The organism is Actinomadura livida (assembly GCF_014648675.1).
GTDB classification, from domain to species: Bacteria; Actinomycetota; Actinomycetes; order Streptosporangiales; family Streptosporangiaceae; genus Spirillospora; species Spirillospora livida.
Genome location: NZ_BMRO01000003.1, coordinates 132205 through 153653, shown reverse-complemented (window position 1 = coordinate 153653; position 21449 = coordinate 132205). Strand labels below are relative to the sequence as shown.

Below are 21449 nucleotides of genomic sequence, written 5' to 3'. Positions count from 1 at the left end.
CGGCGTTCAGCCGTGCACGTGCAGTGGTTTGCCGGCGAGGGCGAGGTGCGCCTCGCCGACCGCCTCGGACTGGGTCGGGTGGGGGTGGATCAGCTGGGCGACCTCGCCCGGCAGGGCCTCCCAGTTGTAGATGAGCTGGCCCTCGGCGATGAGCTCGCCGACGCGCGGGCCGACCATGTGGATGCCGAGGACGGGGCCGTCCACGGCCGCGATCACCTTGACCTCGCCCTGCGCGCCCAGGATCTTGCTCTTGGGGTTGCCCGCCAGGTCGTAGGTGACCTCCTTGATCTCGTGCCCGCGCTCCTTGGCCACGGCGGAGGTGATGCCGACCGAGGCGACCTCCGGCTCGGAGTAGGTGATGCGCGGGACGCCGTCGTAGTCGATCGGCGCCGGGCCGAGCCCGCCGAGCCGCTCGGCGACCAGGATGCCCTCGGCGAACCCGACGTGGGCCAGCTGCGGCGTCGGGACGAGGTCGCCGACGGCCGAGATGGTGGGGACGTTCGTCCGGCAGTACTCGTCGACCTTCACGAACCCGCGCTCGGTCTCGACGCCGACCTCGGCCAGGCCGATGCCCTCGGAGACCGGGGCGCGCCCCACGGCCACCAGCAGCAGCTCCGCGTCGAAGTTCTTGCCGCCCTCCAGGGTGACGGAGACCCCGCCCTGGGTGGGCTTGACGCTCTCGAACCGGTTGCCGACCTCGAACTTGATGCCGCGCTTGCGGAACGCGCGCTCCAGCCGCTTGGAGCTGGACTCCTCCTCCAGCGGCAGCAGGTGCGGCAGCGCCTCGACGATGGTCACCTCGGCGCCGAACGAGCGCCAGACGCTGGCGAACTCGACGCCGATGACGCCGCCGCCGAGGATGACGACCGAGCCGGGGACGCGGTCGAGCCGCAGCGCGTGGTCGCTGGAGATGATCCGCTCACCGTCGATCTCCAGGCCGGGCAGCGACTTCGGCACCGATCCCGTGCCGAGCACGATGTGCCCGCCCTCGATGCTCCGGACCTGCCCCTCGCCCACGGTGACCTCCACCGTGGTCGGGCCGGTCAGCCGCCCGGAGCCGTGCACGACCTCGATGCCCCGGGCCTTGATCAGCCCGGTGAGGCCCTTCACGGTGGTCGAGACGACCTTGTCCTTGTAGGCGTTCACACCGCCGATGTCGATGCCCTCGAACGTGGCCTTCACACCGAACTTCGCCGCCTCGCGGGACTGGTCCGCCACCTCGGCCGCGTGCAGCAGCGCCTTGGTGGGGATGCACCCGCGGTTCAGGCACGTCCCGCCGAGGGACTCGTCCCGCTCGATCAGTGCGACGGACATGCCGAGCTCGGCGGCGCGCAGAGCGCACGCGTAACCGCCGCTGCCGGCACCTAGGACGACGATGTCGAAGGGGCCGCTGTCAGCCACTGGTCGCTCCCTTTCCCCGGTCGTGGCACCCCGTGGATCGGGGCGCCCTGGGCGGGGCGGGGCGCACCGGTACCGGGCCCCCGCCGCCACGAGAAATCTAGTCTGTTCTCCACCCTCTGACAGCGGGCGGACCCGCTACAGAATTCCGGCGGCGACGTCCTCGGCGATCTGGACGAGCGTCCGGGCGGCGGCCCCGGTGCCGCCCTTCGGGGTGTAGCCGTAGGGCTCGCCCTTGTTGAAGGCCGGTCCGGCGATGTCGAGGTGGGCCCACTTGACGCCGTCCGGCACGAACTCCTTCAGGAAGGTGCCGGCGACCAGCATGCCGCCCCACCGCTCGCCGCTGATGTTGGCGATGTCGGCGACCGCCGAGTCGAGGCCCTTGCGCAGCTCCGCCGGAAGGGGCATGCCCCACGACGGCTCCCCGGCGCGCTCGGCCGCCGCCACCACCTTCTCACGGACGGCGTCGTCGTTGGCCATGACCCCGGTCGTCCGGGTGCCGAGCGCGACGAGTTGCGCGCCGGTCAGCGTGGCCACGTCCACGATCAGGTCGGGGGAGTCCTCGCCCGCGCGGACGAGGGCGTCGGCCAGGACGAGCCGGCCCTCGGCGTCGGTGTTGAGGACCTCCACGGTCTTGCCGCCGTAGATGCGCAGGACGTCGGACGGGCGCTGCGCGGTGCCGCTCGGCATGTTCTCGGCGATGGCCAGGTAGCCGACCACGTTGACCTTGGGGCCGAGCCTCGCGATGCCGGCCAGCGCGCCGAGCACGGCCGCGGCGCCGCCCATGTCGGACTTCATCCAGTCCATCGCCTCGGCGGGCTTGAGGGACAGGCCGCCCGAGTCGAACGTGATGCCCTTGCCGACCAGGGCGAGGGTCTTGGACGCCTCCGGGTGGGTGTAGGAGAGGCGGACGAGCCGCGGCGGGTTGACCGAGCCCTGCCCGACGCCCGCGATGCCGCCGTAGCCGCCGTCCACCAGGGCCTTCTCGTCCAGGATCTGGACGGACAGGCCGGTCTCGCCCGCGACCCGCTCGGCCTCGCCGGCGAGGTCCTCGGGGGACAGGTGGGACGGCGGGGTGTTGACCAGGTCGCGGACGAGCCTGACCGACTCGGCGAGGATCCGGGCGCGCTCCACGGCGGCGCCGGCGCCGTCCGCGGCCGCGATCAGCCGGATCTCCTCGACGGGGCTCTTGTGCTCGCCGCCGGTGCGGTAGGAGTCGAAGGAGTACGCGCCGAGCAGGGCGCCGATTGCGACGGCCTCCACGTTCTCGGCGGTCCCGTCGGCCTCGGTGCCGGGCAGGGCCACGGCGACCCTGGACGTGCCGGCGAGGGAGCGGACCGCGGCGCCGGCGGCGCGGCGGACGTCCTCGGCGGTGGGGTCCTCGCCCAGTCCGGCGGCGACGACGACCTTGGCGGTGACGGCGCCGAGCGCGGGCAGCTTCGTGATCTCACCGGCCTTGCCGGTGGCGCCCAGCGCGGCCAGGGCCTCGGCGAGCCTCCCGTCCAGCGCGCGGTCGAGGTCCTCCGAGCCGGCGGCCGGCGCGGGGCCCGCCTCCGCCGGGGAGACGCCGACGACGATCGCGTCGACGTCGATGCTGGCCAGGGCTTCGCTGTCAAGGCTGATGCTCGTCACGTAGCACGATGTTAGTCCTCCTCGTGACCGCTTTCGTCTTTTTCGATCAAGCGTCGCCCGTCCGGGGACCGTCTCCGATGGGCCCGAGGGCCGCGGCGCACTCAGGGAAGCGAGATGAGGGCGATGAAAGCGGCGGTCGCGGCGATCTCGACCAGGGCGCCGAGGACGTCCCCGGTCACCCCGCCGAGGCGCCGGACGGCGTGCCGGAGCGTCCCGAGCCCGGCGGCCAGCCCGGCGGCCACGGCGGCGGCGCCGTGCAGGGCGCCGCCGAGACCGTCCGCTGCCATCCCCGCCGTCGCGGCCGCTGCCAAGACGACGGCGGTGACGGCCGCCGCCGCAGGGGTCGGGACGGTGCCCGCTACGAGCGCGCCGAGGCCGCCGGGGCGCGCGGACGGGACGCCCGTGCGGCAGGCCCAGGGGAGTGCCAGCCGTCCCGTGACGGACGCGATCAGCACCGCGACGGCCGGGTCGGGCGCCGAGGCCAGGGCGGCGACCTGGATGAGCAGCGTCAGCAGCAGCGCGACGACGCCGAACGGGCCGATGTCGGACCGCTTCATGATCTCCAGCGCCTCGGCGGCGGGGCGGCCGCTGCCGAGCCCGTCCGCGAGGTCCGCGAGGCCGTCCAGGTGCAGCGCCCGGGTCACGGCCGCCGTCGCGGCGACCGCGAGCGCCGCCGCGGGCAGCGGGGCCAGCCCGAGGAGGTCGCCCGCGAGCAGGACGAGCGCCGCGGCCCCTCCGGTGACCAGGCCGGCGGCGGGGGCGAGCAGCATCGCCCGGCGCGCGGTCTCCCGGTCGACCCGGCCGGTGCCCGCCGGGACGACGGTCAGCAGCGTGACCGCCAGCCGCAGGCCCGCGATCACCGGAGCTCCACGACGCGTCCCGCCACGACCAGCGCCGCCTCCTCGGACTCGGCCGCGAGCCGCTGGTTGAGCCGGCCGAGCAGGTCGCCGAACGCCCGCCCGGGCGGCGTCACCGGGACCAGCGACAGGCCGACCTCCTCGCTCACCGCCACCACGCGCGCCCGCGTGCCGCGCCACGCCGACACGAGCTCGTCCAGTCGCGGCTGCACGAGGGACGGGTCGTCCCATGCGGCGGTGTCGTCCATCGCCGCGGCGAGCCAGGTGCCGATGCCGTCCACCAGCACCGCGCCCGTCGCGGACGCCAGGACGCCCGCAAGGTCCGTCGTCTCGGCCGTCTCCCACCAGGCCGGGCGGCGGCGCCGATGGGCGGCGACGCGCTCCCGCCATTCCGGATCGCCGCCGGACGGTCCCGTGGCGACGTAGCGGACCTCCGCGCACGCGGCCAGCCGCAGCTCCGCCTCGGCGGACTTGCCCGACCGCGTCCCGCCCAGCAGGAGGGTCCGGTGCGGACCGTCCTGCGGCTGCTTCCAGAACGCCATGCGGCGTTCCAGTTCGGCGGGTGACGGCAGCCGGTGGTCGACGTGGACGGCCGCCACCTCCGTCCTGGACGTCACCGCCCCGAGGCGGCGCAGCCGGCCGAGGTGCTCCGGCGAACCGGCCAGGTCCAGCAGGGCGGCGTCGTACTCCACACCGCCAGTGGGCTCGGGCAGCGCGCCGGGACCGGCTGCGACCAGCACGCGCCGCCCCCGCGGGCCGCGCACCTCGTAGCCGCCGGGCACGCCGGTGCGCGGGCGGTCCGCAAGCGGCACCCCGCCGACGAGGATGCGGTCCGGGGTGGCCGGCTCGTACCGGACGCCGGCGGCGCGCAGCCTGCTGCAGGACGCGCAGCGGCAGTCCGGCGCGGGCCATCCGTCCGGCGCGGCGATTCCGCGAAGCTCGATGTTCATCTCGTCCGGAACCCTATGGTTACGTTCACCTGGAAGGATCACGAACGTCCCCCGCAGGAGGCCCCGGTGGGCAACCCCCCGAACGCACCATGGCCGGGCCGGCCGGGCCCGGGCGCGCAGCCGCCCTACGGCCCGCCCCCAGGCCCGCCCGGCGGCCCGCCGCCCGGAGGCCCCGGCTGGCAGCCCGGCCCGCCCGGTCCGTACGGACCCCCGCCACCCTCCGGGGGAGGCAGCGGCTGCGGCGTCGGCCTGGTGATCGGGCTGGCGGCCGGCGGACTGGTCCTCGTGCTGGTCGCGGCGACGGTCGTCTTCCTCGTGGCGCGGGGGGACGACGGCGGCGGCGGTGACGGCGGCGGTGTCCAGCTGCGGACCGGCAAGATCGCCGGGGGCGCGGAGGCCACGCCGCAGCGCGACGGCAGCCTGGAGATGGCCCGCCCGGGCGTCACGTCCCCCGTGGTGGAGATCTACGTCGACTTCGCCTGCCCGCACTGCGGCGACTTCGACCGCAAGCACGACCCGATGCTCAAGGAGCTGGCGGTCGCCGGGAAGGCCAAAGTGGTCTTCCGCCCGATGCTCGTCTTCGACCAGAGCAGGCAGCCGGCGCACGACAACTCGCTCCGGGCCGCGGCGGCGCTGCGCTGCGTCGGCGACGGCGCGCGCTGGCTCACCTACCAGGACGCCCTGTACGCCCGCCAGCCGGACACCCTCGAGACGCCGGGCTACACCGTCGAGGACCTGCTCTTGTACGGGGCGGATCTCGTGAAGAGCGACGACGGCTTCGCATCGTGCGTCGAGGAGCAGCGCTACGCCCAGAGCGTGAAGACGGTCAGCAGGGGCTACATCGACTCCGGCATCCAGGGCACGCCCACCGTGCAGGTGAACGGCCGCACGCTCGCCTCGTCCGACACCGAGACCCCGGAGGCCCTGCGCCGCGCCATCGAATCCGCCTCCTGACCGGATCCGCGCCCCGGGGCCGCGTTCCGGTTAGTCTCACCGGCGACGAGGGAGGTCAGAAGCGATGGCGTGGAGCTGGCGTTTGGAGAAGGCCGACGGGCGATCGGTCGGCATGGCGGAGGAGACCTTCTCCACCCAGGCGGACGCGGAGAGCTGGCTGGGAGAGAACTGGCGGGGGTTGCGCGCCGGCGAGGTCGACAAGGTGGTCCTGCTGGACGGTGAGACGCTCGTCTACGAGATGAGCCTGCACGAGCCGGACTAGCGCCGAACGCGGGAGGGCGGCGGAGCCGGGCTCCGCCGCCCTCCGCACCGGTGCGGGTCCGCCCGGCCGGGGTCAGGGGCGCTTGGACGGGCTCTTGGTCAGGGCCGGGTCGCGGATGACGACCGGGTCGAGGACGTCGTCGATCCGCTTCAGCACGTCGGCGTCCAGCTTCACCCCGGCCGCCTTGACGTTGTCGGCGACCTGCTCGGGGCGGCTCGCGCCCACCAGGGCCGCCGACACGTTCGGGTTCTGCAGCGTCCAGGCGATGGCGAGCTGCGCCATCGAGAGGCCGAGGTCGTCCGCGACCGGCTTGAGGTCCTGCACGCGGGTCAGCAGGTCGTCGTCCAGGAAGCGCTTGATCATGTTGGCGCCGCCCTTGTCGTCGGTGGCGCGCGACCCCTCGGGCAGCGGCTGACCCGGCTTGTACTTGCCGGTCAGCACGCCCTGCGCGATCGGCGACCAGACGAGCTGGCCGATGCCCTCCCGCTCGCACAGCGGGACGACCTCCGCCTCGATGACCCGCCACAGCATCGAGTACTGCGGCTGGCTGGAGACGATCCGGTCGAACCCCATCTCGTCGGCGATCTTGAGGGCCCGCTCGATCTCCTCCGCCCGCCACTCCGAGACGCCGACGTAGAGGACCTTGCCCTGCCGGACGAGGTCGTCGAACGCCCGCAGCGTCTCCTCCAGCGGGGTCTCGTAGTCGAACCGGTGGGCCTGGTAGAGGTCCACGTAGTCGGTCCCGAGCCGGCGCAGGGAGGCGTGCGCCGACTCCATGATGTGCTTGCGCGACAGGCCCCGGTCGTTCACGCCGGGGCCGGTGGGCCAGTAGACCTTCGTGAAGATCTCCAGCCCCTCGCGGCGCTGCCCCTTGAGCGCGCGCCCGAGGACCTCCTCGGCGCGCGTTCCGGCGTAGACGTCCGCGGTGTCGAAGGTGGTGATCCCCTCGTCGAGGGCCGCGCGCACGCACGCGCGCGCCGCGTCCTCCTCGACCTGGGAGCCGTGGGTGAGCCAGTTGCCGTAGGCGATCTCGCTGATCTTCAGACCGCTCCGGCCCAGGTTTCGGAACTCCATGAGCCCGACCCTAACCGGGCCGGGCCCGTGCGGCCCGGTGCGGACGGCGCGGAACGGCCGGGCACCGCCGGCCGGACGCCGCCGGTCAGGCGCCCGTCAGACCTTGTCCTTCTCGCCGATCTTCACCCGGGGGTTCGGGATGCGGAGCCGGCGGATCTGCATGGCGCGCATCGCCGCGTACATCCCGACGCCCTTGGCGCTCTCGTCGGGGTAGCGCTCGGCGGCCAGCCGCTTGATGCCGCGGCTCAGCAGGATGCCCTCGGCGAACACCACGAAGAGCAGCACCGGCGGCGCGAACAGCACCAGCAGCCGGGCGATCGGGATCGGCAGCATGCTCAGCAGCACGATCGCGAACATGCCGTACATCAGGTAGGAGCCGACGGTGCGGCGCGAGTCGACGTAGTCGCGCGCGAGCCTGCGCACGGGACCCTTGTCCCGCTTGAGCAGGTGCTCCTCGTTCCCCTTGGCCATACCTTGGCGCACCTTGGCGCGCTCGGCGGCCTGCTTCTCGCGCAGCTTCCTGTACGCCTCCTTGCGGTTGGCGGGGGCGGTGATCGGCTGCCGGCGAAGCTTCTCGGCGTCCCGCCGCTTGGGCGTGGGGCGCCCCTTGCCTCCTGGCTTTACTACCTGAGGAGGATTCGGCGGGGCCTCAGGGGTACGACGCTTGAACACGGGATCAGCCTACCGGGCTGCGAACATCGTGGCTGCCTCGCGCGTTAACGCGTAGGGTGATAAGAACCCCAGCAGTGGTCATTGAGCCCAGTTCACGACTGAGGCGACAGCACGAAGGGACCGGCGCCGCGCGATGAGCGTGATGAAACGAATGTCGATGATCTTCAAGGCCAAGGCCAACAAGGCGTTGGACCGGGCCGAGGATCCTCGCGAGACCCTCGATTACTCCTACCAGCGACAGCTGGAGATGCTGCAGAAGGTCCGACGGGGGGTCGCCGACGTCGCCACCTCGCGCAAGCGCCTGGAGCTGCAGATCAACCAGCTGGAGCAGCAGCAGAGCAAGCTGACCGACCAGGGCAAGAAGGCCCTGCAGGTCGGCCGGGAGGACCTCGCCCGCGAGGCGCTGACCCGCCGGTCCGGGCTGGAGGGCCAGCTGAACGACCTGCGCGCCCAGTACCAGCAGCTGCAGGGCGAGGAGGAGAAGCTCACGCTCGCCTCCCAGCGGCTGCAGGCCAAGGTCGACTCCTTCCGCACCCGCAAGGAGACGATCAAGGCGACCTACACGGCCGCCGAGGCGCAGACCAAGATCAACGAGGCGTTCTCCGGCATCTCCGAGGAGATGGGCGACGTCGGCCTGGCCATCCAGCGCGCCGAGGAGAAGACCGACACGATGAAGGCGCGCGCCGGCGCCATCGACGAGCTGCTCGCCTCCGGTGCCCTGGAGGACTTCTCCGGTCCGAAGGACGACATCCAGGCCGAACTCGACCGGATGGGCTCCGGCCCCGGCGTCGACCTCGAGCTGGAGCGCCTGAAGGCCGAGCTGGGCCAGGGCCCCGCGCCCAAGGAGCTGAACCAGGGCACGCCGACCGCGCAGCCGCAGCAGCACGCGCAGCCGCAGCAGCAGGACAACCCCCAGCAGGCCCAGTGGCCGCAGAACCCCGGGGGTGCCCAGTGATCGTCCGCCTCATGGGCGAGGGTCAGCTGGACGTGGCCGACGAGGAGCTGCCCGCCCTCAACTCGCTCGACGACCAGCTGGAGTCGGCGATCGAGTCGGGCGACGAGGCGACCTTCCGCGCCGCACTGCACGCGCTGCTGGAGAACGTCCGCAAGGTGGGCCGGCCGCTGCCGCCGGAGAGCCTGGCGCCCTCCGAGCTGATCCTCCCCCCGGCGGACGCGCACATCGACGAGGTGCGCTCGATGCTCGGGGACGAAGGGCTGATCCCCGACTGACGATCGGTCCACGCCCCTCGGCGCCCCCGGCCGAAGTGGACGCTCAGGCACAAAACGATGGTCATGTGCGTTGTCACAAATGAATACCGATCCGGGGTGCACAGGGGGTGGCCGCATGGCCAGAACGCGCTACGCCTCCGACAGGGGGCTGACGTCGCGGATGCTCGTGACGATGTTCCTGCTGGGGCTTGTCTACGTCGTCTTCGTGGGGGCGTTCTTCGTCTTCGTTCCCGAATGGGCCGTGGTCGCGCTGGTCGGGGCGGGCCTGTTCCTGCTCGCCCAGTACTTCTTCTCCGACAAGATGACGCTGTTCGCCATGCGCGGCCGCATCGTCTCGCCGCGGGAGGCTCCCGAGCTGCACGGCGTCATCGACCGGATCTGCGCGATGTCGGACGCGCCGAAGCCGAAGGTCGCGATCGCCGACTCCGACGTGCCGAACGCGTTCGCCACCGGGCGCAACCAGAAGAACGCCGTCGTCTGCGTCACCACCGGGCTGCTGCGCCGGCTCGACCCGGTGGAGCTGGAGGGCGTCCTCGCGCACGAGATGGCGCACGTCGCGCACCGGGACGTCGCGGTCATGACGATCGCCTCGTTCCTCGGCATCCTCGCGGGCCTGATCACCCGGTTCGGGCTCTACGCGGGGCTGTGGGGCGGCTTCGGGAGCCGCAGCAGGGACCAGAACACGGGGCTGATCCTGCTCGCCGTGGTCGCCGCCAGCGCCGTTGCCTACGCGATCAGCTTCCTGCTCACCCGGGCGCTGTCGCGCTACCGCGAGCTGTCGGCCGACCGCGCCGCAGCGCTGCTGACGGGGCGTCCCTCGGCGCTGGCCAGCGCGCTGACGAAGGTCACCGGGGACATCGCGCGGATCCCGACCAGGGACCTGCGGTCCGCGCAGGCGTTCAACGCGTTCTTCTTCACCCCTGCGCTCGGCCGGGGCGTCAGCGTCTCGTCGCTGTTCTCGACGCACCCGCCGCTGGACAAGCGGCTCGCCCAGCTCTCGAAGATCTCCGACCAGCTCAGCAGGGGAGTGTAGAACCGGTGGGTTTCCTGGACACGCTGCTCGGCCGCTCCAAGCCGGTCAAGCCAGACCTCGACCGGCTGTTCGGGCTCTCGACGGCCGCGATCACCCTTGAGGCGGCGACCGGCTTCACCCCGACGGGCCTCGGCTCGGTGTGCTTCCGCGCGGCGGAGGGCGGCGCGTTCGCGCGGCTGCAGCGGGACGTCCAGGAGCTGCTGGACGCCGACGAGGGGCCCAAGGTCGAGATCAGCACCGACTCCTACGGCTACACGTGGATCCTGAACCGGCACGACCCGGCGGAGCTGCCCGCCCTCGTCACCGACCTGCACGCGGTGAACGCGACGCTGGAGGCTAACGGCTTCGGCCCGCACCTGCTGGTCTCGCTGGTGGGCTTCCGCGGCCCCGAGGGGCAGCGCCTCGCCCTCGTCTACCTCTACAAGCGCGGCACGTTCTACCCGTTCGCCCCGCTCCCCGGGGACAAGCGCGACAACGCGCTGGAGCTCCAGGTGCGCGGCGCGGTCGGCGCCGACCTGCCGTTCGAGGACGACCTCGGCCGCTGGTTCCCCGTCTGGGGCGCCCCGGGCCTTTGACCGTGACCCGGCACCGTGACCGAGTCGTGTCCGATATGTGTGTCACAAGACGCTGAACCCCGCCCGCGTCCGGGCTAGCGTCCGGCCATGGCGCCCTCCCGTGACGCTCCCGACTCCGGGCTGACCTGGCGGATGCTCGCCACGGCGGTCCTGGTCGCGCTCGTGTACGCGGCCGCCGTGCTGCCCGCGTTCCTCGCCGGTCCGGTGTGGGGCGCGGCCGCGGCGGCCGCCGCGGTGGCCCTCGCGGTGCTCTCGGCCCGCGCGGCGGACCGGGTGGCGCTCTACGCGATGGACGCCCGCCTCGTCACTTCCAGCGAGGAGCCGGAGCTGCACGCCGTCCTGGACCGGCTGTGCATGTCGTCCGGCCTGCCCAAGCCCCGGCTCGCCGTCTCCGCGCTGGACACGCCCAACGCGTTCGCCGCCGGGTCGGGACCGGGGTCGGCGGTGGTGTGCGTCACCGGCGGGCTGCGCTCGCGCCTCGAACCGGGCGAGCTGGCCGCCGTCCTCGCCCACGAGACCGCGCACGTCGCCAACCGGGACGTGCTCGTCGGGGCGATCGCCACGTTCCCCGCCCTGTGCGCCGGGCTGTTCCTCGGCTGGTGGACGGGCCTCCTCACCGGCCGCGACAGGTACGGCGCCGGGCGCGCGGCGGCCTTCGCGGGCGGGATCGTCCTGCTGCCGCTCGGGATCGCGGCGGCCGTGCTGTACGCCGTCGGCACGCTGGTGGGGCTTTCCCTGTCGCGGCACAGGGAGCTGTGCGCCGACTCCACCGGGGCGCTGCTGACCGGGCGCCCCTCCGATCTCGTGTCGGCCCTGGACAAGATCAGCGACGGGCTGCGGGACGCGTCCCGGGACGACCTGCGGGCGCTGCGCCCGGTGAGCGCCCTGTGCGTGGTCGGGGCGCGCGGCGGCGGCGCGGCCGGGCTGCTGTCCAGCCACCCTCCGCTGGAGCGGCGCCGGGAGCGGCTGTCGGCCCTCTCCTGGCGGCTCGCGAGCGGCGGCTGACGTGGGGTTCCTGGACGGCGTGCTCGGACGCCGCGTGCCCGGCATGCCGGACCTGGACCGGCTGTTCGACCTGCCGCCCGCCGTGGCGGCGCTGGAGGCCGCGACGGGCTTCGCCCCGGACGGCACGGGCGCGGTCTGCCACCGCCTCGTGGAGGGCGGCCCGTTCGGCGCCTTCGACCGCGTGCAGCGCGACGTCGCCCGGCTCCTGCGCGACGACCCGGGCCGCGAGACGGGCCTCAGCGCGGGCCCGCACGGCTGGGGGTGGGCGCACGTCACCCGCCCGCCGGACGCGTTCGAGCGGCTGGTCGCCGACCTGCACATGGTCGGCGCCACGCTGACCGCCGCCGGCTACGGGCCCTACCTGCTCTGCTCGGTGACCGGCTTCCGCAGGGCGGACGAGCCGCAGCGGCTCCTCCTGGTCCATTCGCCCGGCCGCGGCACGTTCTACCCGTTCGCCCCCCGCCCGCCCGGCGAGCAGGGGGCACGCGGCCGCAACAACCTGGTCGAGACGCGGGCGCGCGAGGCGCTCGCGGAGAGCCTGCCCGTGGAACCCGATACGGCCAGGTGGTTCCCCCTCTGGGACGCGCCCGGCCTGCCTTAGGACCTCCCTTAGGGAAGGGCGAGCATCTGGTCGAGGGCCACGCGGGCGTAGTGCGCGGTCTCCTCGTCCACCTGGATGACGTTCTGCACCTCGCCCCGCGCCAGCGACTCCAGCGACAGCACCAGGTGCGGCAGGTCGATCCGGTTCATCGTGGAGCAGTAGCAGACGGTCTTGTCGAGGAACATGACGTTCTTGTCCGGGTGGGCGTTCGCCAGCCGCCGGACGAGGTTCAGCTCGGTGCCGATGGCCCAGGACGAGCCGGGCTCCGCCGCCTCGATCGTCTTGATGATGTACTCGGTCGACCCGATCTGGTCGGCCGCGGTGACGACCTCGTGGCGGCACTCCGGGTGCACCAGGACGTGCACGCCGGGAACGCGCTCCCTGACCTCGTTGACCGAGTCCAGGCTGAACCGGCCGTGCACCGAGCAGTGGCCGCGCCAGAGGATCATCTTCGCGTCCCTGAGCTGCTGCGGCGTCAGGCCGCCCCCCCGGCGGTGCGGGCTGTAGACGACGCAGTCGTCCAGTGAGAGGCCCATCTGCAGGACGGCGGTGTTGCGGCCGAGGTGCTGGTCGGGCAGGAACAGGACCTTCTTGCCCTTCCCGTAGGCCCAGTCCAGAGCGCGCTTGGCGTTGGACGAGGTGCACACGACACCGCCGTGCCGTCCGACGAACGCCTTGATGTCGGCCGAGGAGTTCATGTAGGTGACGGGGACGACGTCGTCGGCGACGCCCGCGTCCTCCAGGACGTCCCAGCAGTCCTCGACCTGGTCGAAGGTGGCCATGTCGGCCATCGAGCAGCCGGCGCCGAGGTCGGGCAGGATCACCCGCTGGTGGGCGGCGGTGAGGATGTCGGCCGACTCCGCCATGAAGTGGACGCCGCAGAACACCACGTAGGGGGCGTCGGGCCGGGCCGCGGCCTGCTGGGCCAGCTTGAACGAGTCGCCGGTGACGTCCGCGAACTGGATGACCTCGTCCCGCTGGTAGTGGTGGCCCAGCACGAACACCTGCCCGCCGAGGGCCGCCTTGGCGGCGCGGGCCCGCTCCACGAGCGCCGGGTCGGAGGCGGCCGGCAGTTCCCCGGGGCAGTCGACACCGCGCTCGCTGGCGGGGTCGGTGCCGCTGCCGAGCAGCAGCAGCGGAAGGTCGCGTGTCGTCGTGGTCACGGCGTTCTCCCTTCGCGACGGAGGACTTATCGTCGCTTTGACGACTAATGATTGCACATCCCCGGCCCGGCGGTGATGTGACGTACGACGCACCCCCTCGTGGTGTTAGGGAAGACCGATACGCGGAATGGGCCTGTGGCGAGGTACGTTGTCCTACGGGAAGGGGCGTACGACGTCCTCGAGGACAAGCGACACTCCGCCGCCCCGCGCGGCGCAGCGAGACCCGGGAGCTGAACACATGACGGTTTCAGGCGAGACCACGCAGGAGACCACGCAGCAGGGCGTCAACCTCACCGACGCCGCCGCCGAGAAGGCCAAGGGCCTGCTCGAGCAGGAGGGCCGCGACGACCTTGCGCTGCGTGTCGCCGTGCAGCCGGGCGGCTGCTCCGGCCTGATCTACCAGCTCTTCTTCGACGAGCGCGAGATGGACGGCGACCAGATCCAGGACTTCGGCGGGCTGTCGGTCCGCGTCGACCGGATGAGCGCCCCCTACCTCACCGGAGCGACCATCGACTTCGTCGACTCCATCGAGAAGCAGGGCTTCACGATCGACAACCCGAACGCGTCGGGCTCCTGCGCCTGCGGCGACTCCTTCAACTGAGCCGCCTTCGGTGAGCGCCCGCGGAGGGGCGGCCGGGACACCTTGCCCGGCCGCCTCTTTCCGGTTGCCCGGCGCACTCCAGCAGTGATCCATGGTGCGATGGGGAAGTAGTCTTTCCGGGTTCGAAACAGCCGGCGAACAGCCGGACGACCACGACGAGGAGAGCGGCTCCGTGCGCATCGCCGTGACAGGCTCCATCGCTACCGACCATCTGATGACCTTCCCCGGAAGGTTCACCGACCAGCTCCTGCCCGATCAGCTGGCCCGGGTATCGCTGTCCTTCCTGGTGGACGAGCTGGAGATCCGCCGCGGCGGAATCGCCGCCAACATCTGCTTCGGCATGGGGAGCCTCGGCAAGGACTCGGTCCTCGTCGGCTCGGTCGGCGACGACTTCGCCGACTACCGCTCCTGGCTCGAGCGGCACGCCGTGGACACCGCGTCCGTGCACGTGTCGGAGATCCACCACACCGCCCGCTTCCTGTGCACCACCGACCAGGAGCAGAACCAGATCGCCACGTTCTACGCGGGCGCGATGAGCGAGGCCCGCTCCATCGAGATCAAGCCGGTCGCCGACCGCGTCGGCGGCCTCGACCTCGTCGTCATCAGCCCGAACGACCCCGAGGCGATGCTCCGGCACACCGACGAGTGCCGCACCCGCGGCATCCCGTTCGCCGCCGACCCGTCCCAGCAGCTCGCCCGGATGGAGGGGACCGAGGTCCGCCGCCTCATCGACGGCGCCGCCTACCTGTTCAGCAACGACTACGAGCGGGCGCTCGCCGAGGAGAAGACCGGCTGGAGCGGCGAGGAGATCCTCGGCCGCGTCGGCGTCCGCGTCACCACCCTGGGCGCCAAGGGCGTCGTCATCGACCGCGAGGGCGAGGAGGGCCTGCACGTCCCGTGCCTCCCCGTCGAGAACGTCGTCGACCCGACCGGCGTCGGCGACGCCTTCCGCGCGGGCTTCCTGACGGCGACGGCCTGGAACCTGCCGCTGGAGCGCGCCGCCCAGGTCGGCTGCGCCATCGCCGCGCACGCGCTCGAGGCCGCCGGCCCGCAGGAGTACACCCTGTCCCGCCAGGGCTTCCTCGACCGCTTCGCCGCCGCCTACGGGTCCGACGCGGCCGACGAGATCGCTCCCCACCTGACCTGCCCCGCCCCGTAGCCGCTCCCTCGACCGCCACGTGAAAGGGCCGCGCCCCCCGGGCGCGGCCCTTCATCGTCTGCGGAACGGGGCGGGTCCCAGGCACGCCCTTCCGCGCACGCGCGTCAGTACATGCGGCGGATGTGGAACCCCCAGCCGCCCTGCGGGAGCGTCTCCTCCCACACGAACTCCTGCGACTTCATGCGGCACCAGGCGGGGACGTCGGTCCGGGCCGCGGCGTCGTCGGCGAGCACGGCGATGATCTGCCCGACCGGCACCTCGCGGATCCGCTCGGCCAGCATGATGATCGGGATGGGGCACTTGCGGCCGAGCGCGTCGATGGCGAGCGCGGGCGGGGGGCCGGCGGGCTCGGCGGGGGGCGGGGCCGCCTCGGGGGACGTCGCGCCCTTGCCGCGGCCTCGGAACCTCATGGGCGCGACCGCCTCCCTGTCTCGAGGGTGTTCCCTGTCTCGAGCGTGCTCATCGCCGTCCCCCGCAGCCGGGCGACGGCGCCCGGGAGCTCGGCGAGGAACCGGTCGACGTCCGCCGTGCGGGCGCCGCGCGGCAGCGATACCCGGACGTTCCCATGGGTGATCACTCCCATCGCCTCCAGCACGTGACTGGGACGCAGCGTATCCGCCGTGCACGAGCTGCCGGACGAAACCGCGAAACCCAGCCGGTCGAGTTCGGTCAGCAGCGCCTCGCCCTCCACGTAGAGGCACGAGAACGTCACCAGGTGCGGCAGGCGCCGGACCGGGTCGCCGGCGACCTCGACGTCGGGGACCCGCCGCGGGACTTCGGCGCGGATGCGGTCCACGAGCGCGGTGAGGCGCGGCGCGTCGGCGGCCATGTCCGCACGGTACGCCTCCAGCGCCGCGGCCGCCGCCACGATGCCCGGCACGTTCTCGAACCCGGGGACGCGGCGCCGCTCCCGCTCGTCGTCGGGCAGCGGGGAGCGCCACCGGGTGCCCTTCCGGACGGCGAGGACGCCGACCCCGGCCGGGCCGCCCCACTTGTGCGCGCTGCCGGCCAGGAACGACCAGCCGCCCGGGACGTCCGCCCGCCCGAGGGACTGCGCGGCGTCGACGAACAGCGGCACGCCCGCCGCGCGGCAGGACTCGGCGGCCTCCGCCACGGGCTGGATCGTGCCGACCTCGTGGTTGGCCGACTGCAGGCAGGCGAGCGCGGTGTCGGGGCGCAGCGCGGCGGCGAACTCCTCCGGGTCCACGCGGCCGGTCCGGTCGACCCCGACGGCCGTCACCTCGCCGCCGTCGCGCTCGTGCAGCTCGGCCGCGTGCAGCACGCTGGAGTGCTCCACGGCGCTGACGACCAGGTGGCGCCCGACGCGGCGGCGCGCCCGCAGCCCGCCGAGGACCGCCAGGTGCACCGCCTGGGTGCCCGACGTGGTGAACGACAGCTCGTCCGCGCGGACGCCGAGGACGGCGGCGACGCGCTCGCGCGCCCGGTCCAGCACCACGCGGGTGCCCCTGGCCGTCCCGTACAGGCGTGCGGGGTCGGCCCAGGCCGCGTCCATGGTCTCCAGCAGCGCCGACCTGGCCGCCGGGTGCGGCGGCTCGGTGGACGCGGCGTCGAAGTAGGCGCCCGGAATGCTCGGTTCGGCCACGCAAGAACACTAACCGGGCACCCGATCGGGGGGGTGCGCGACCCTCGCGCTAGTGTGTCCACCACACGTGTAACAACTGATCTCTCCGCCCGGCCGACCGGGCTTTCACCGTGGGGAAGGCATTCCGTGAGTCCGACCCGCTCTAGGGAGCGGCGTACGCCTGTGCGCAGTCGCCGCGCATTGAGAAGCGCCGGTGCGCTGGGGCTGCTGGCGATGTCCGCCACCGCCTGCAGCGGCAGCCGCCTTGGCATGCCCGAGCCGATCAGCATCCAGGGCGAGCGCATGCTGCAACTGTGGCAGGGTTCCTGGATCGCGGCGTTCGCGGTCGGGGGCCTCGTCTGGGGACTGATCATCTGGGCGGTGCTGTTCCACCGCAAGCGCTCCGACGACCTGCCGCCGCAGGTCCGCTACAACCTGCCGATCGAGATCCTCTACACGGCGGTCCCGTTCGTCATCATCGCGGTCCTGTTCTACTTCACCGCGCGCGACCAGAACTTCGTCGAGTCGACCAGTGAGAACCCCGACGTGGTCGTCGACGTCATCGCGTACCAGTGGAGCTGGCAGTTCGACTACAAGGAGAAGGACGCCTCCGGCAAGGAGCGGACCGTCGCCTCCGTCACGGGCGTGCCCGTGGCGCCGAACGGCCCCGCCCCCGGCAAGCCCGTGATGACGATCCCCTCGGGGGAGACGGTCCGCGTGCGGCTCCACTCCAATGACGTCATCCACTCGTTCTGGGTCCCGGCGCTGATCTACAAGAAGGACGTCATGCCGGGCTTCGTCAACGAGTTCGAGTTCACGGCCACCAAGCAGGGCACCTACGAGGGCCGCTGCGCCGAGCTCTGCGGCGTCGACCACAGCCGGATGCTGTTCCAGCTGAAGGTCGTGTCCCCCGAGCAGTACGACAAGTTCATCGCCGACTCCAAGGCCGCACTGGCCGCGGGAGGTGCCCAGTGACCACGACCAGTCACGCACCGAGCGCACCGATCGCCGCGCCGCGGACGAGCAAGGGGCGGATCCTCGCCTCCTGGCTCTCGTCCACCGACCACAAGGTGATCGGCTACCTCTACCTGATCACGTCGTTCTTCATGTTCCTGTTCGGCGGCGTGCTCGCGCTCGTGATGCGCGCCGAGCTGTTCGAGCCCGGTCTCCAGGTCGTCAGCAACGAGCAGTTCAACCAGATGTTCACGATGCACGGCACGATCATGCTGCTGATGTTCGCGACGCCGCTGTTCGCCGGCTTCGCCAACGTCATCATGCCGCTGCAGATCGGGTCGCCCGACGTGGCGTTCCCCCGGCTGAACATGCTGGCGTTCTGGTTGTTCCTGTTCGGCAGCCTGATCGCCCTGTCGGGCTTCCTGACCCCGAACGGCGCGGCCAGCTTCGGCTGGTTCGCCTACGCCCCGCTGTCGGACGAGGTCCGCTCTCCGGGCATCGGCGGCGACCTGTGGGTGATGGGCCTGGCGATGTCGGGCTTCGGCACCATCATGGGCGCGGTCAACTTCATCACCACGATCCTGTGCATGCGCGCGCCGGGCATGACGATGTTCCGGATGCCGATCTTCACCTGGAACGTCTTCCTGACCTCCGTCCTGGTGCTGCTGGCCTTCCCGCCGCTCGCCGCGGCGCTGCTGGCGCTGGAGGCCGACCGCAAGCTCGGGGCGCACATCTTCGACGCCTCGCACGGCGGCGCGCTGCTCTGGCAGCACCTGTTCTGGTTCTTCGGGCATCCGGAGGTCTACATCATCGCCTTGCCCTTCTTCGGCATCGTGACGGAGATCCTCCCGGTGTTCAGCCGCAAGCCGGTGTTCGGCTACGTCGGCCTGGTCTTCGCGACCATCAGCATCGCCGGGCTGTCGATGACCGTGTGGGCGCACCACATGTTCGTGACCGGCCAGGTCCTGCTGCCGTTCTTCTCGTTCATGTCGTTCCTCATCGCCGTCCCGACGGGCATCAAGTTCTTCAACTGGGTGGGGACGATCTGGCGAGGGCAGCTGACGTTCGAGTCGCCGATGCTGTGGGCGCTGGGCTTCCTGGTGACGTTCCTGTTCGGCGGGCTCACCGGCGTCATCCTGGCGTCGCCCCCGATGGACTTCCAGCTCTCCGACTCCTACTTCGTGGTGGCGCACTTCCACTACGTCGTCTTCGGCACCGTGGTGTTCGCGATGTTCGCGGGCTTCTACTTCTGGTGGCCGAAGTGGACCGGCAAGATGCTGAACGACCGCCTCGGGCACGTCCACTTCTGGATGCTGTTCGTCGGCTTCCACGGCACGTTCCTCGTCCAGCACTGGCTGGGCGCCGCGGGAATGCCGCGCCGGTACGCCGACTACGCCGCGGAGTTCCACGCGCTGAACGAGATCTCCACCATCTTCTCGTTCCTGCTCGGCGCCTCGATGCTGCCGTTCTTCTACAACGTGTACATCACGTGGAAGCGGGGCAAGCGGGTGGAGGTCGACGACCCGTGGGGCTACGGCGGCTCGCTGGAATGGGCGACGTCGTGCCCGCCGCCGCGGCACAACTTCAACTTCATTCCGAAGATCCGTTCAGAGCGGCCGGCGTTCGACCTGCACCACCCGCACGTGGGTGCCCAGGGCGAGCTCGCCGGGGCGAAGGGAGAGTAGCCGATGCGCGTCCAGGCGTTCATGTTCTACGGGACCGCGCTCTTCTTCCTCGCCACCGACGTCGTGTACTGGCTCTGGTCCAAGGACTGGACCGGCACCACGGCGCTGGGGCTGGCCGTCGGCCTCGCCGGGCTCATCGGGTTCTACGCCCACTTCACGATCCGGCGCCTTGAGCGGGCCAACAACGGGCCGCTGTACGAGGACGACCCGCAGGGCGACATCGCGGACGCGGCGGGCGAGGTGGGCTTCTTCAGCCCGCACAGCTGGTGGCCGCTGTACATCGGGCTGTCGGCCGCGACCGTCTCGCTCGGCATCGTGTTCGGCTGGTGGCTGTTCATGTTCGGCCTGGCCGCCGCGCTCCTGTCCACGATCGGTCTGGTCTTCGAGTACTACCGGGGTCATTTCGCCCACTAGTCGGTAAAAGAACCCCAGGAGGGGCCGGTGTCCGCATTTTGCGGGTACCGGCCCTTTCACATACTGGGCACCGTTCCAGCGACCGGGCTGGGCAGGCGGGTCGATCGCCCAGTGGGGACGACCGGGGGGTCCACATGCGGGTGGGTGGCTCACGACCGGGGGACCGGGGGCGGCGCGCCGCCGCCGTGCTCGTGGGAGCGAGCATGGTCGCGGGGGCCGCGGCGTGCTCGGAAGGCGACGACAAGGACGGTGCCGAGGCGGTACGCCTCACGGTGTCGCCCGACGGCGGCGGAACGCACGGGCCGGAGCGGCCCATCGCCGTCCAGGCGCACGGCGGCACCATCGAGAACGTGACCGTGTCCACCGGGGGCGGCGCGGTCGAGGGCGGCCTGAACGCCGACAAGACCGAGTGGCGGTCACGCTGGACGCTGGAGCCGGGCGCGACGTACACGGTCGGCGCGACGGCGCTCGGCGCGGACGGCAGGACCCGAACGATCACCAGCCGCTTCACGACGGCGAAGGTGGAGAAGACCAACGACGTGACGATCGAGGCGCCGAACGACAAGGAGACCGTCGGCGTCGGGATGCCCATCATCATGCAGTTCGAGCGCCCGGTGAAGGACAGGGCGGCGGTCGAGCGGGCGCTGGAGGTCCGCGCCGACAAGACCGTCGAGGGCGCCTGGCACTGGTTCGGCGACCAGGAGGTCGTGTTCCGGACGAAGGAGTACTGGCCGGCCCACACCAAGGTCACCTTCGACGCCCACCTCAGCGGTGTGCGCACAGGCGGCGACGTGTACGGGGGGAAGAACTACTCCCTCGGCTTCAAGGTCGGCGACTCGCAGGTCTCCACGGCCGGCGAGGACACCCACAAGATGGTGGTGAAGGTCAACGGCAAGAAGGTCCGCACCATCCCGACGAGCATGGGCAAGGGCGGGGTGCGCAAGTACACCACCACCAACGGCGTCCACCTGGCGATGTCGAAGGAGGACCCCGTCACGATGACGTCCTCCTGGATGGGGATCAGCCCGGGGAGCCCCGGCGGCTACAGCCTGACCGTCTACAAGTCGGTGCGGATCTCCGACAGCGGTGAGTACGTCCACAGCGCGCCGTGGTCGGTGGGCAGCCAGGGCAGCTCGAACGTCAGCCACGGCTGCATCAACGTCAGCCCGTCCAACGCGAAGTGGTTCTTCGACCTCACCCAGCGCGGCGACCCCATCGTGGTGACCGGATCGAGCCGGGAACTCGAAACGAACAACGGCTGGGGCTACTGGCAGGCCGACTGGAAGGAGTGGGTGAACGGGAGCGCGCTGAAGCGGTCGGTCAAGACGGCCCCGCCCGAGGACGCGTCCACCGTGTCCGCCGGGCAGGGCGGCCCGGACCAGCCGCGAGCCGAAGGCGAGTGACACACCGGCTAGCGCAGCGGCGGCGGTTCCGGGACGCCGTTGCGGCGGGCCCAGTCGCGGGCCATGGCGATCCTCCCGGGGCCCGGAGGGTGGCTGAGCCACAGCAGGCTCTCCAGGGCGTCGGGGTTCAGGTCGGAGATGTTGCGCACGGACAGCTCGTGCTGCATCGACACGAACGTCGCCGGGTCGCGGGTGAGGTTCAGGGCGTGCACGTCCGCGCGGGCCTCGATGTGCCGGCTGACGAG

The 21449-nt window shown here is 72.0% G+C and carries 23 protein-coding genes and 1 pseudogene; 14 read left to right on the top strand and 10 right to left on the bottom strand.

The features are described from left to right. Positions 1-6: 6 nt before the first annotated feature. From lpdA to IEZ03_RS37645, 4 genes are all read right to left on the bottom strand, one after another. Entirely contained in the window at positions 7-1401 is a 1395-nt protein-coding gene (gene lpdA / locus IEZ03_RS07375) for a dihydrolipoyl dehydrogenase (RefSeq protein ID WP_184886493.1), read from the bottom strand. A 135-nt stretch (positions 1402-1536) separates the two neighbouring features. Continuing rightward, positions 1537-3030 (bottom strand): leucyl aminopeptidase, encoded by a 1494-nt coding sequence (locus IEZ03_RS07370; protein ID WP_184886491.1) that lies wholly within the window; start codon positions 3028-3030, stop codon positions 1537-1539. 101 nt (positions 3031-3131) lie between these two features. Beyond that, entirely contained in the window at positions 3132-3890 is a 759-nt protein-coding gene (locus IEZ03_RS07365) for an adenosylcobinamide-GDP ribazoletransferase (RefSeq protein WP_229808102.1), read from the bottom strand. Continuing rightward, entirely contained in the window at positions 3887-4837 is a 951-nt protein-coding gene (locus tag IEZ03_RS37645) for a bifunctional adenosylcobinamide kinase/adenosylcobinamide-phosphate guanylyltransferase (protein WP_229808101.1), read from the bottom strand. The genes IEZ03_RS07365 and IEZ03_RS37645 overlap by 4 nt, the downstream gene beginning before the upstream one ends. A gap of 66 nt (positions 4838-4903) precedes the next feature. Here IEZ03_RS37645 and IEZ03_RS07360 point away from each other — a divergent pair, with 66 nt between their 5' ends. Further along, the gene (locus IEZ03_RS07360; protein WP_184886487.1) at positions 4904-5791 is read left to right on the top strand and encodes a DsbA family protein; all 888 of its coding nucleotides are present in this window, start codon (positions 4904-4906) and stop codon (positions 5789-5791) included. A 64-nt stretch (positions 5792-5855) separates the two neighbouring features. Further along, a complete protein-coding gene (locus IEZ03_RS07355; RefSeq protein WP_184886485.1) occupies positions 5856-6053 on the top strand; it encodes a hypothetical protein in 198 nt (65 codons plus the stop codon). Positions 6054-6125: 72 nt separating this feature from the next. Here the strand turns inward: IEZ03_RS07355 and IEZ03_RS07350 are convergent, their stop codons facing one another. Continuing rightward, positions 6126-7127 (bottom strand): aldo/keto reductase family protein, encoded by a 1002-nt coding sequence (locus IEZ03_RS07350; RefSeq protein ID WP_184886483.1) that lies wholly within the window; start codon positions 7125-7127, stop codon positions 6126-6128. A gap of 96 nt (positions 7128-7223) precedes the next feature. Continuing rightward, a complete protein-coding gene (locus IEZ03_RS07345) occupies positions 7224-7799 on the bottom strand; it encodes a DUF3043 domain-containing protein (RefSeq protein WP_184886481.1) in 576 nt (191 codons plus the stop codon). A 133-nt stretch (positions 7800-7932) separates the two neighbouring features. Between IEZ03_RS07345 and IEZ03_RS07340 the strand changes: the two genes are divergently transcribed. The 6 genes from IEZ03_RS07340 (at position 7933) to pspAB (IEZ03_RS07315) (ending at position 12243) form a co-directional block, all read left to right on the top strand. Further along, positions 7933-8754, top strand: a complete 822-nt coding sequence (locus IEZ03_RS07340; protein WP_184886479.1) for a PspA/IM30 family protein — start codon at positions 7933-7935, stop codon at positions 8752-8754. After that, the gene (gene pspAA / locus IEZ03_RS07335) at positions 8751-9029 is read left to right on the top strand and encodes a PspA-associated protein PspAA (protein ID WP_184886477.1); all 279 of its coding nucleotides are present in this window, start codon (positions 8751-8753) and stop codon (positions 9027-9029) included. The genes IEZ03_RS07340 and pspAA overlap by 4 nt, the downstream gene beginning before the upstream one ends. Positions 9030-9144: 115 nt before the next feature. Then, entirely contained in the window at positions 9145-10062 is a 918-nt protein-coding gene (gene htpX / locus IEZ03_RS07330; protein ID WP_184886475.1) for a zinc metalloprotease HtpX, read from the top strand. Positions 10063-10067: 5 nt separating this feature from the next. Beyond that, positions 10068-10637 carry a PspA-associated protein PspAB gene (gene pspAB / locus IEZ03_RS07325; RefSeq protein ID WP_184886473.1) on the top strand — a complete coding sequence of 190 codons (570 nt, stop codon included), beginning with the start codon at positions 10068-10070 and terminating at the stop codon, positions 10635-10637. 87 nt (positions 10638-10724) lie between these two features. Next, complete coding sequence (locus IEZ03_RS07320; RefSeq protein ID WP_184886471.1) at positions 10725-11642, top strand: M48 family metalloprotease; 918 nt, start codon at positions 10725-10727, stop codon at positions 11640-11642. Between the two features lies 1 nt (position 11643). Then, positions 11644-12243 carry a PspA-associated protein PspAB gene (gene pspAB / locus IEZ03_RS07315; protein WP_184886469.1) on the top strand — a complete coding sequence of 200 codons (600 nt, stop codon included), beginning with the start codon at positions 11644-11646 and terminating at the stop codon, positions 12241-12243. An 8-nt stretch (positions 12244-12251) separates the two neighbouring features. Here the strand turns inward: pspAB (IEZ03_RS07315) and nadA are convergent, their stop codons facing one another. After that, the gene (gene nadA, locus IEZ03_RS07310) at positions 12252-13406 is read right to left on the bottom strand and encodes a quinolinate synthase NadA (protein WP_184886467.1); all 1155 of its coding nucleotides are present in this window, start codon (positions 13404-13406) and stop codon (positions 12252-12254) included. 238 nt (positions 13407-13644) lie between these two features. Here nadA and IEZ03_RS07305 point away from each other — a divergent pair, with 238 nt between their 5' ends. Beyond that, positions 13645-14007 carry a HesB/IscA family protein gene (locus tag IEZ03_RS07305; RefSeq protein WP_131983223.1) on the top strand — a complete coding sequence of 121 codons (363 nt, stop codon included), beginning with the start codon at positions 13645-13647 and terminating at the stop codon, positions 14005-14007. 172 nt (positions 14008-14179) lie between these two features. Then, entirely contained in the window at positions 14180-15166 is a 987-nt protein-coding gene (locus tag IEZ03_RS07300) for a carbohydrate kinase family protein (protein ID WP_184886465.1), read from the top strand. A 104-nt stretch (positions 15167-15270) separates the two neighbouring features. On the opposite strand, the gene IEZ03_RS07295 is transcribed toward IEZ03_RS07300, so the two are convergent. After that, positions 15271-15576, bottom strand: coding sequence for a sulfurtransferase TusA family protein (locus IEZ03_RS07295; RefSeq protein ID WP_184886463.1), 306 nt, complete (start codon positions 15574-15576; stop codon positions 15271-15273). Next, on the bottom strand, positions 15573-16769 hold the full coding sequence (locus IEZ03_RS07290; RefSeq protein ID WP_184886461.1) for a cysteine desulfurase family protein: 1197 nt from the start codon (positions 16767-16769) through the stop codon (positions 15573-15575). The genes IEZ03_RS07295 and IEZ03_RS07290 overlap by 4 nt, the downstream gene beginning before the upstream one ends. A gap of 180 nt (positions 16770-16949) precedes the next feature. Here IEZ03_RS07290 and ctaC point away from each other — a divergent pair, with 180 nt between their 5' ends. The 4 genes from ctaC (at position 16950) to IEZ03_RS07270 (ending at position 21204) form a co-directional block, all read left to right on the top strand. Next, entirely contained in the window at positions 16950-17723 is a 774-nt protein-coding gene (gene ctaC, locus IEZ03_RS07285; protein ID WP_229808100.1) for an aa3-type cytochrome oxidase subunit II, read from the top strand. Beyond that, positions 17720-19387: an aa3-type cytochrome oxidase subunit I gene (gene ctaD, locus IEZ03_RS07280; protein WP_184886457.1), complete on the top strand. Its 1668-nt coding sequence runs from the start codon at positions 17720-17722 to the stop codon at positions 19385-19387. The genes ctaC and ctaD overlap by 4 nt, the downstream gene beginning before the upstream one ends. Positions 19388-19390: 3 nt before the next feature. After that, positions 19391-19801 carry a cytochrome c oxidase subunit 4 gene (locus IEZ03_RS07275; protein WP_184886455.1) on the top strand — a complete coding sequence of 137 codons (411 nt, stop codon included), beginning with the start codon at positions 19391-19393 and terminating at the stop codon, positions 19799-19801. A gap of 203 nt (positions 19802-20004) precedes the next feature. Beyond that, the gene (locus IEZ03_RS07270; protein WP_229808099.1) at positions 20005-21204 is read left to right on the top strand and encodes a L,D-transpeptidase; all 1200 of its coding nucleotides are present in this window, start codon (positions 20005-20007) and stop codon (positions 21202-21204) included. 8 nt (positions 21205-21212) lie between these two features. Here the strand turns inward: IEZ03_RS07270 and IEZ03_RS37640 are convergent. Next, a pseudogene (locus tag IEZ03_RS37640) lies at positions 21213-21449 on the bottom strand (M48 family peptidase); the annotation flags it as partial.

What these genes read in the sequence shown, in the direction of transcription:
- IEZ03_RS37645 (WP_229808101.1), bottom strand. Translation starts at nt 4,837, where the DNA reads ATGAACATCGAGCTTCGCGGAATCGCCGCGCCGGACGGATGGCCCGCG.
- IEZ03_RS07355 (WP_184886485.1), top strand. Translation starts at nt 5,856, where the DNA reads ATGGCGTGGAGCTGGCGTTTGGAGAAGGCCGACGGGCGATCGGTCGGC.
- IEZ03_RS07350 (WP_184886483.1), bottom strand. Translation starts at nt 7,127, where the DNA reads ATGGAGTTCCGAAACCTGGGCCGGAGCGGTCTGAAGATCAGCGAGATC.
- IEZ03_RS07340 (WP_184886479.1), top strand. Translation starts at nt 7,933, where the DNA reads ATGAGCGTGATGAAACGAATGTCGATGATCTTCAAGGCCAAGGCCAAC.
- htpX (WP_184886475.1), top strand. Translation starts at nt 9,145, where the DNA reads ATGGCCAGAACGCGCTACGCCTCCGACAGGGGGCTGACGTCGCGGATG.
- IEZ03_RS07320 (WP_184886471.1), top strand. Translation starts at nt 10,725, where the DNA reads ATGGCGCCCTCCCGTGACGCTCCCGACTCCGGGCTGACCTGGCGGATG.
- IEZ03_RS07305 (WP_131983223.1), top strand. Translation starts at nt 13,645, where the DNA reads ATGACGGTTTCAGGCGAGACCACGCAGGAGACCACGCAGCAGGGCGTC.
- IEZ03_RS07295 (WP_184886463.1), bottom strand. Translation starts at nt 15,576, where the DNA reads ATGAGGTTCCGAGGCCGCGGCAAGGGCGCGACGTCCCCCGAGGCGGCC.
- IEZ03_RS07275 (WP_184886455.1), top strand. Translation starts at nt 19,391, where the DNA reads ATGCGCGTCCAGGCGTTCATGTTCTACGGGACCGCGCTCTTCTTCCTC.
- IEZ03_RS07270 (WP_229808099.1), top strand. Translation starts at nt 20,005, where the DNA reads ATGGTCGCGGGGGCCGCGGCGTGCTCGGAAGGCGACGACAAGGACGGT.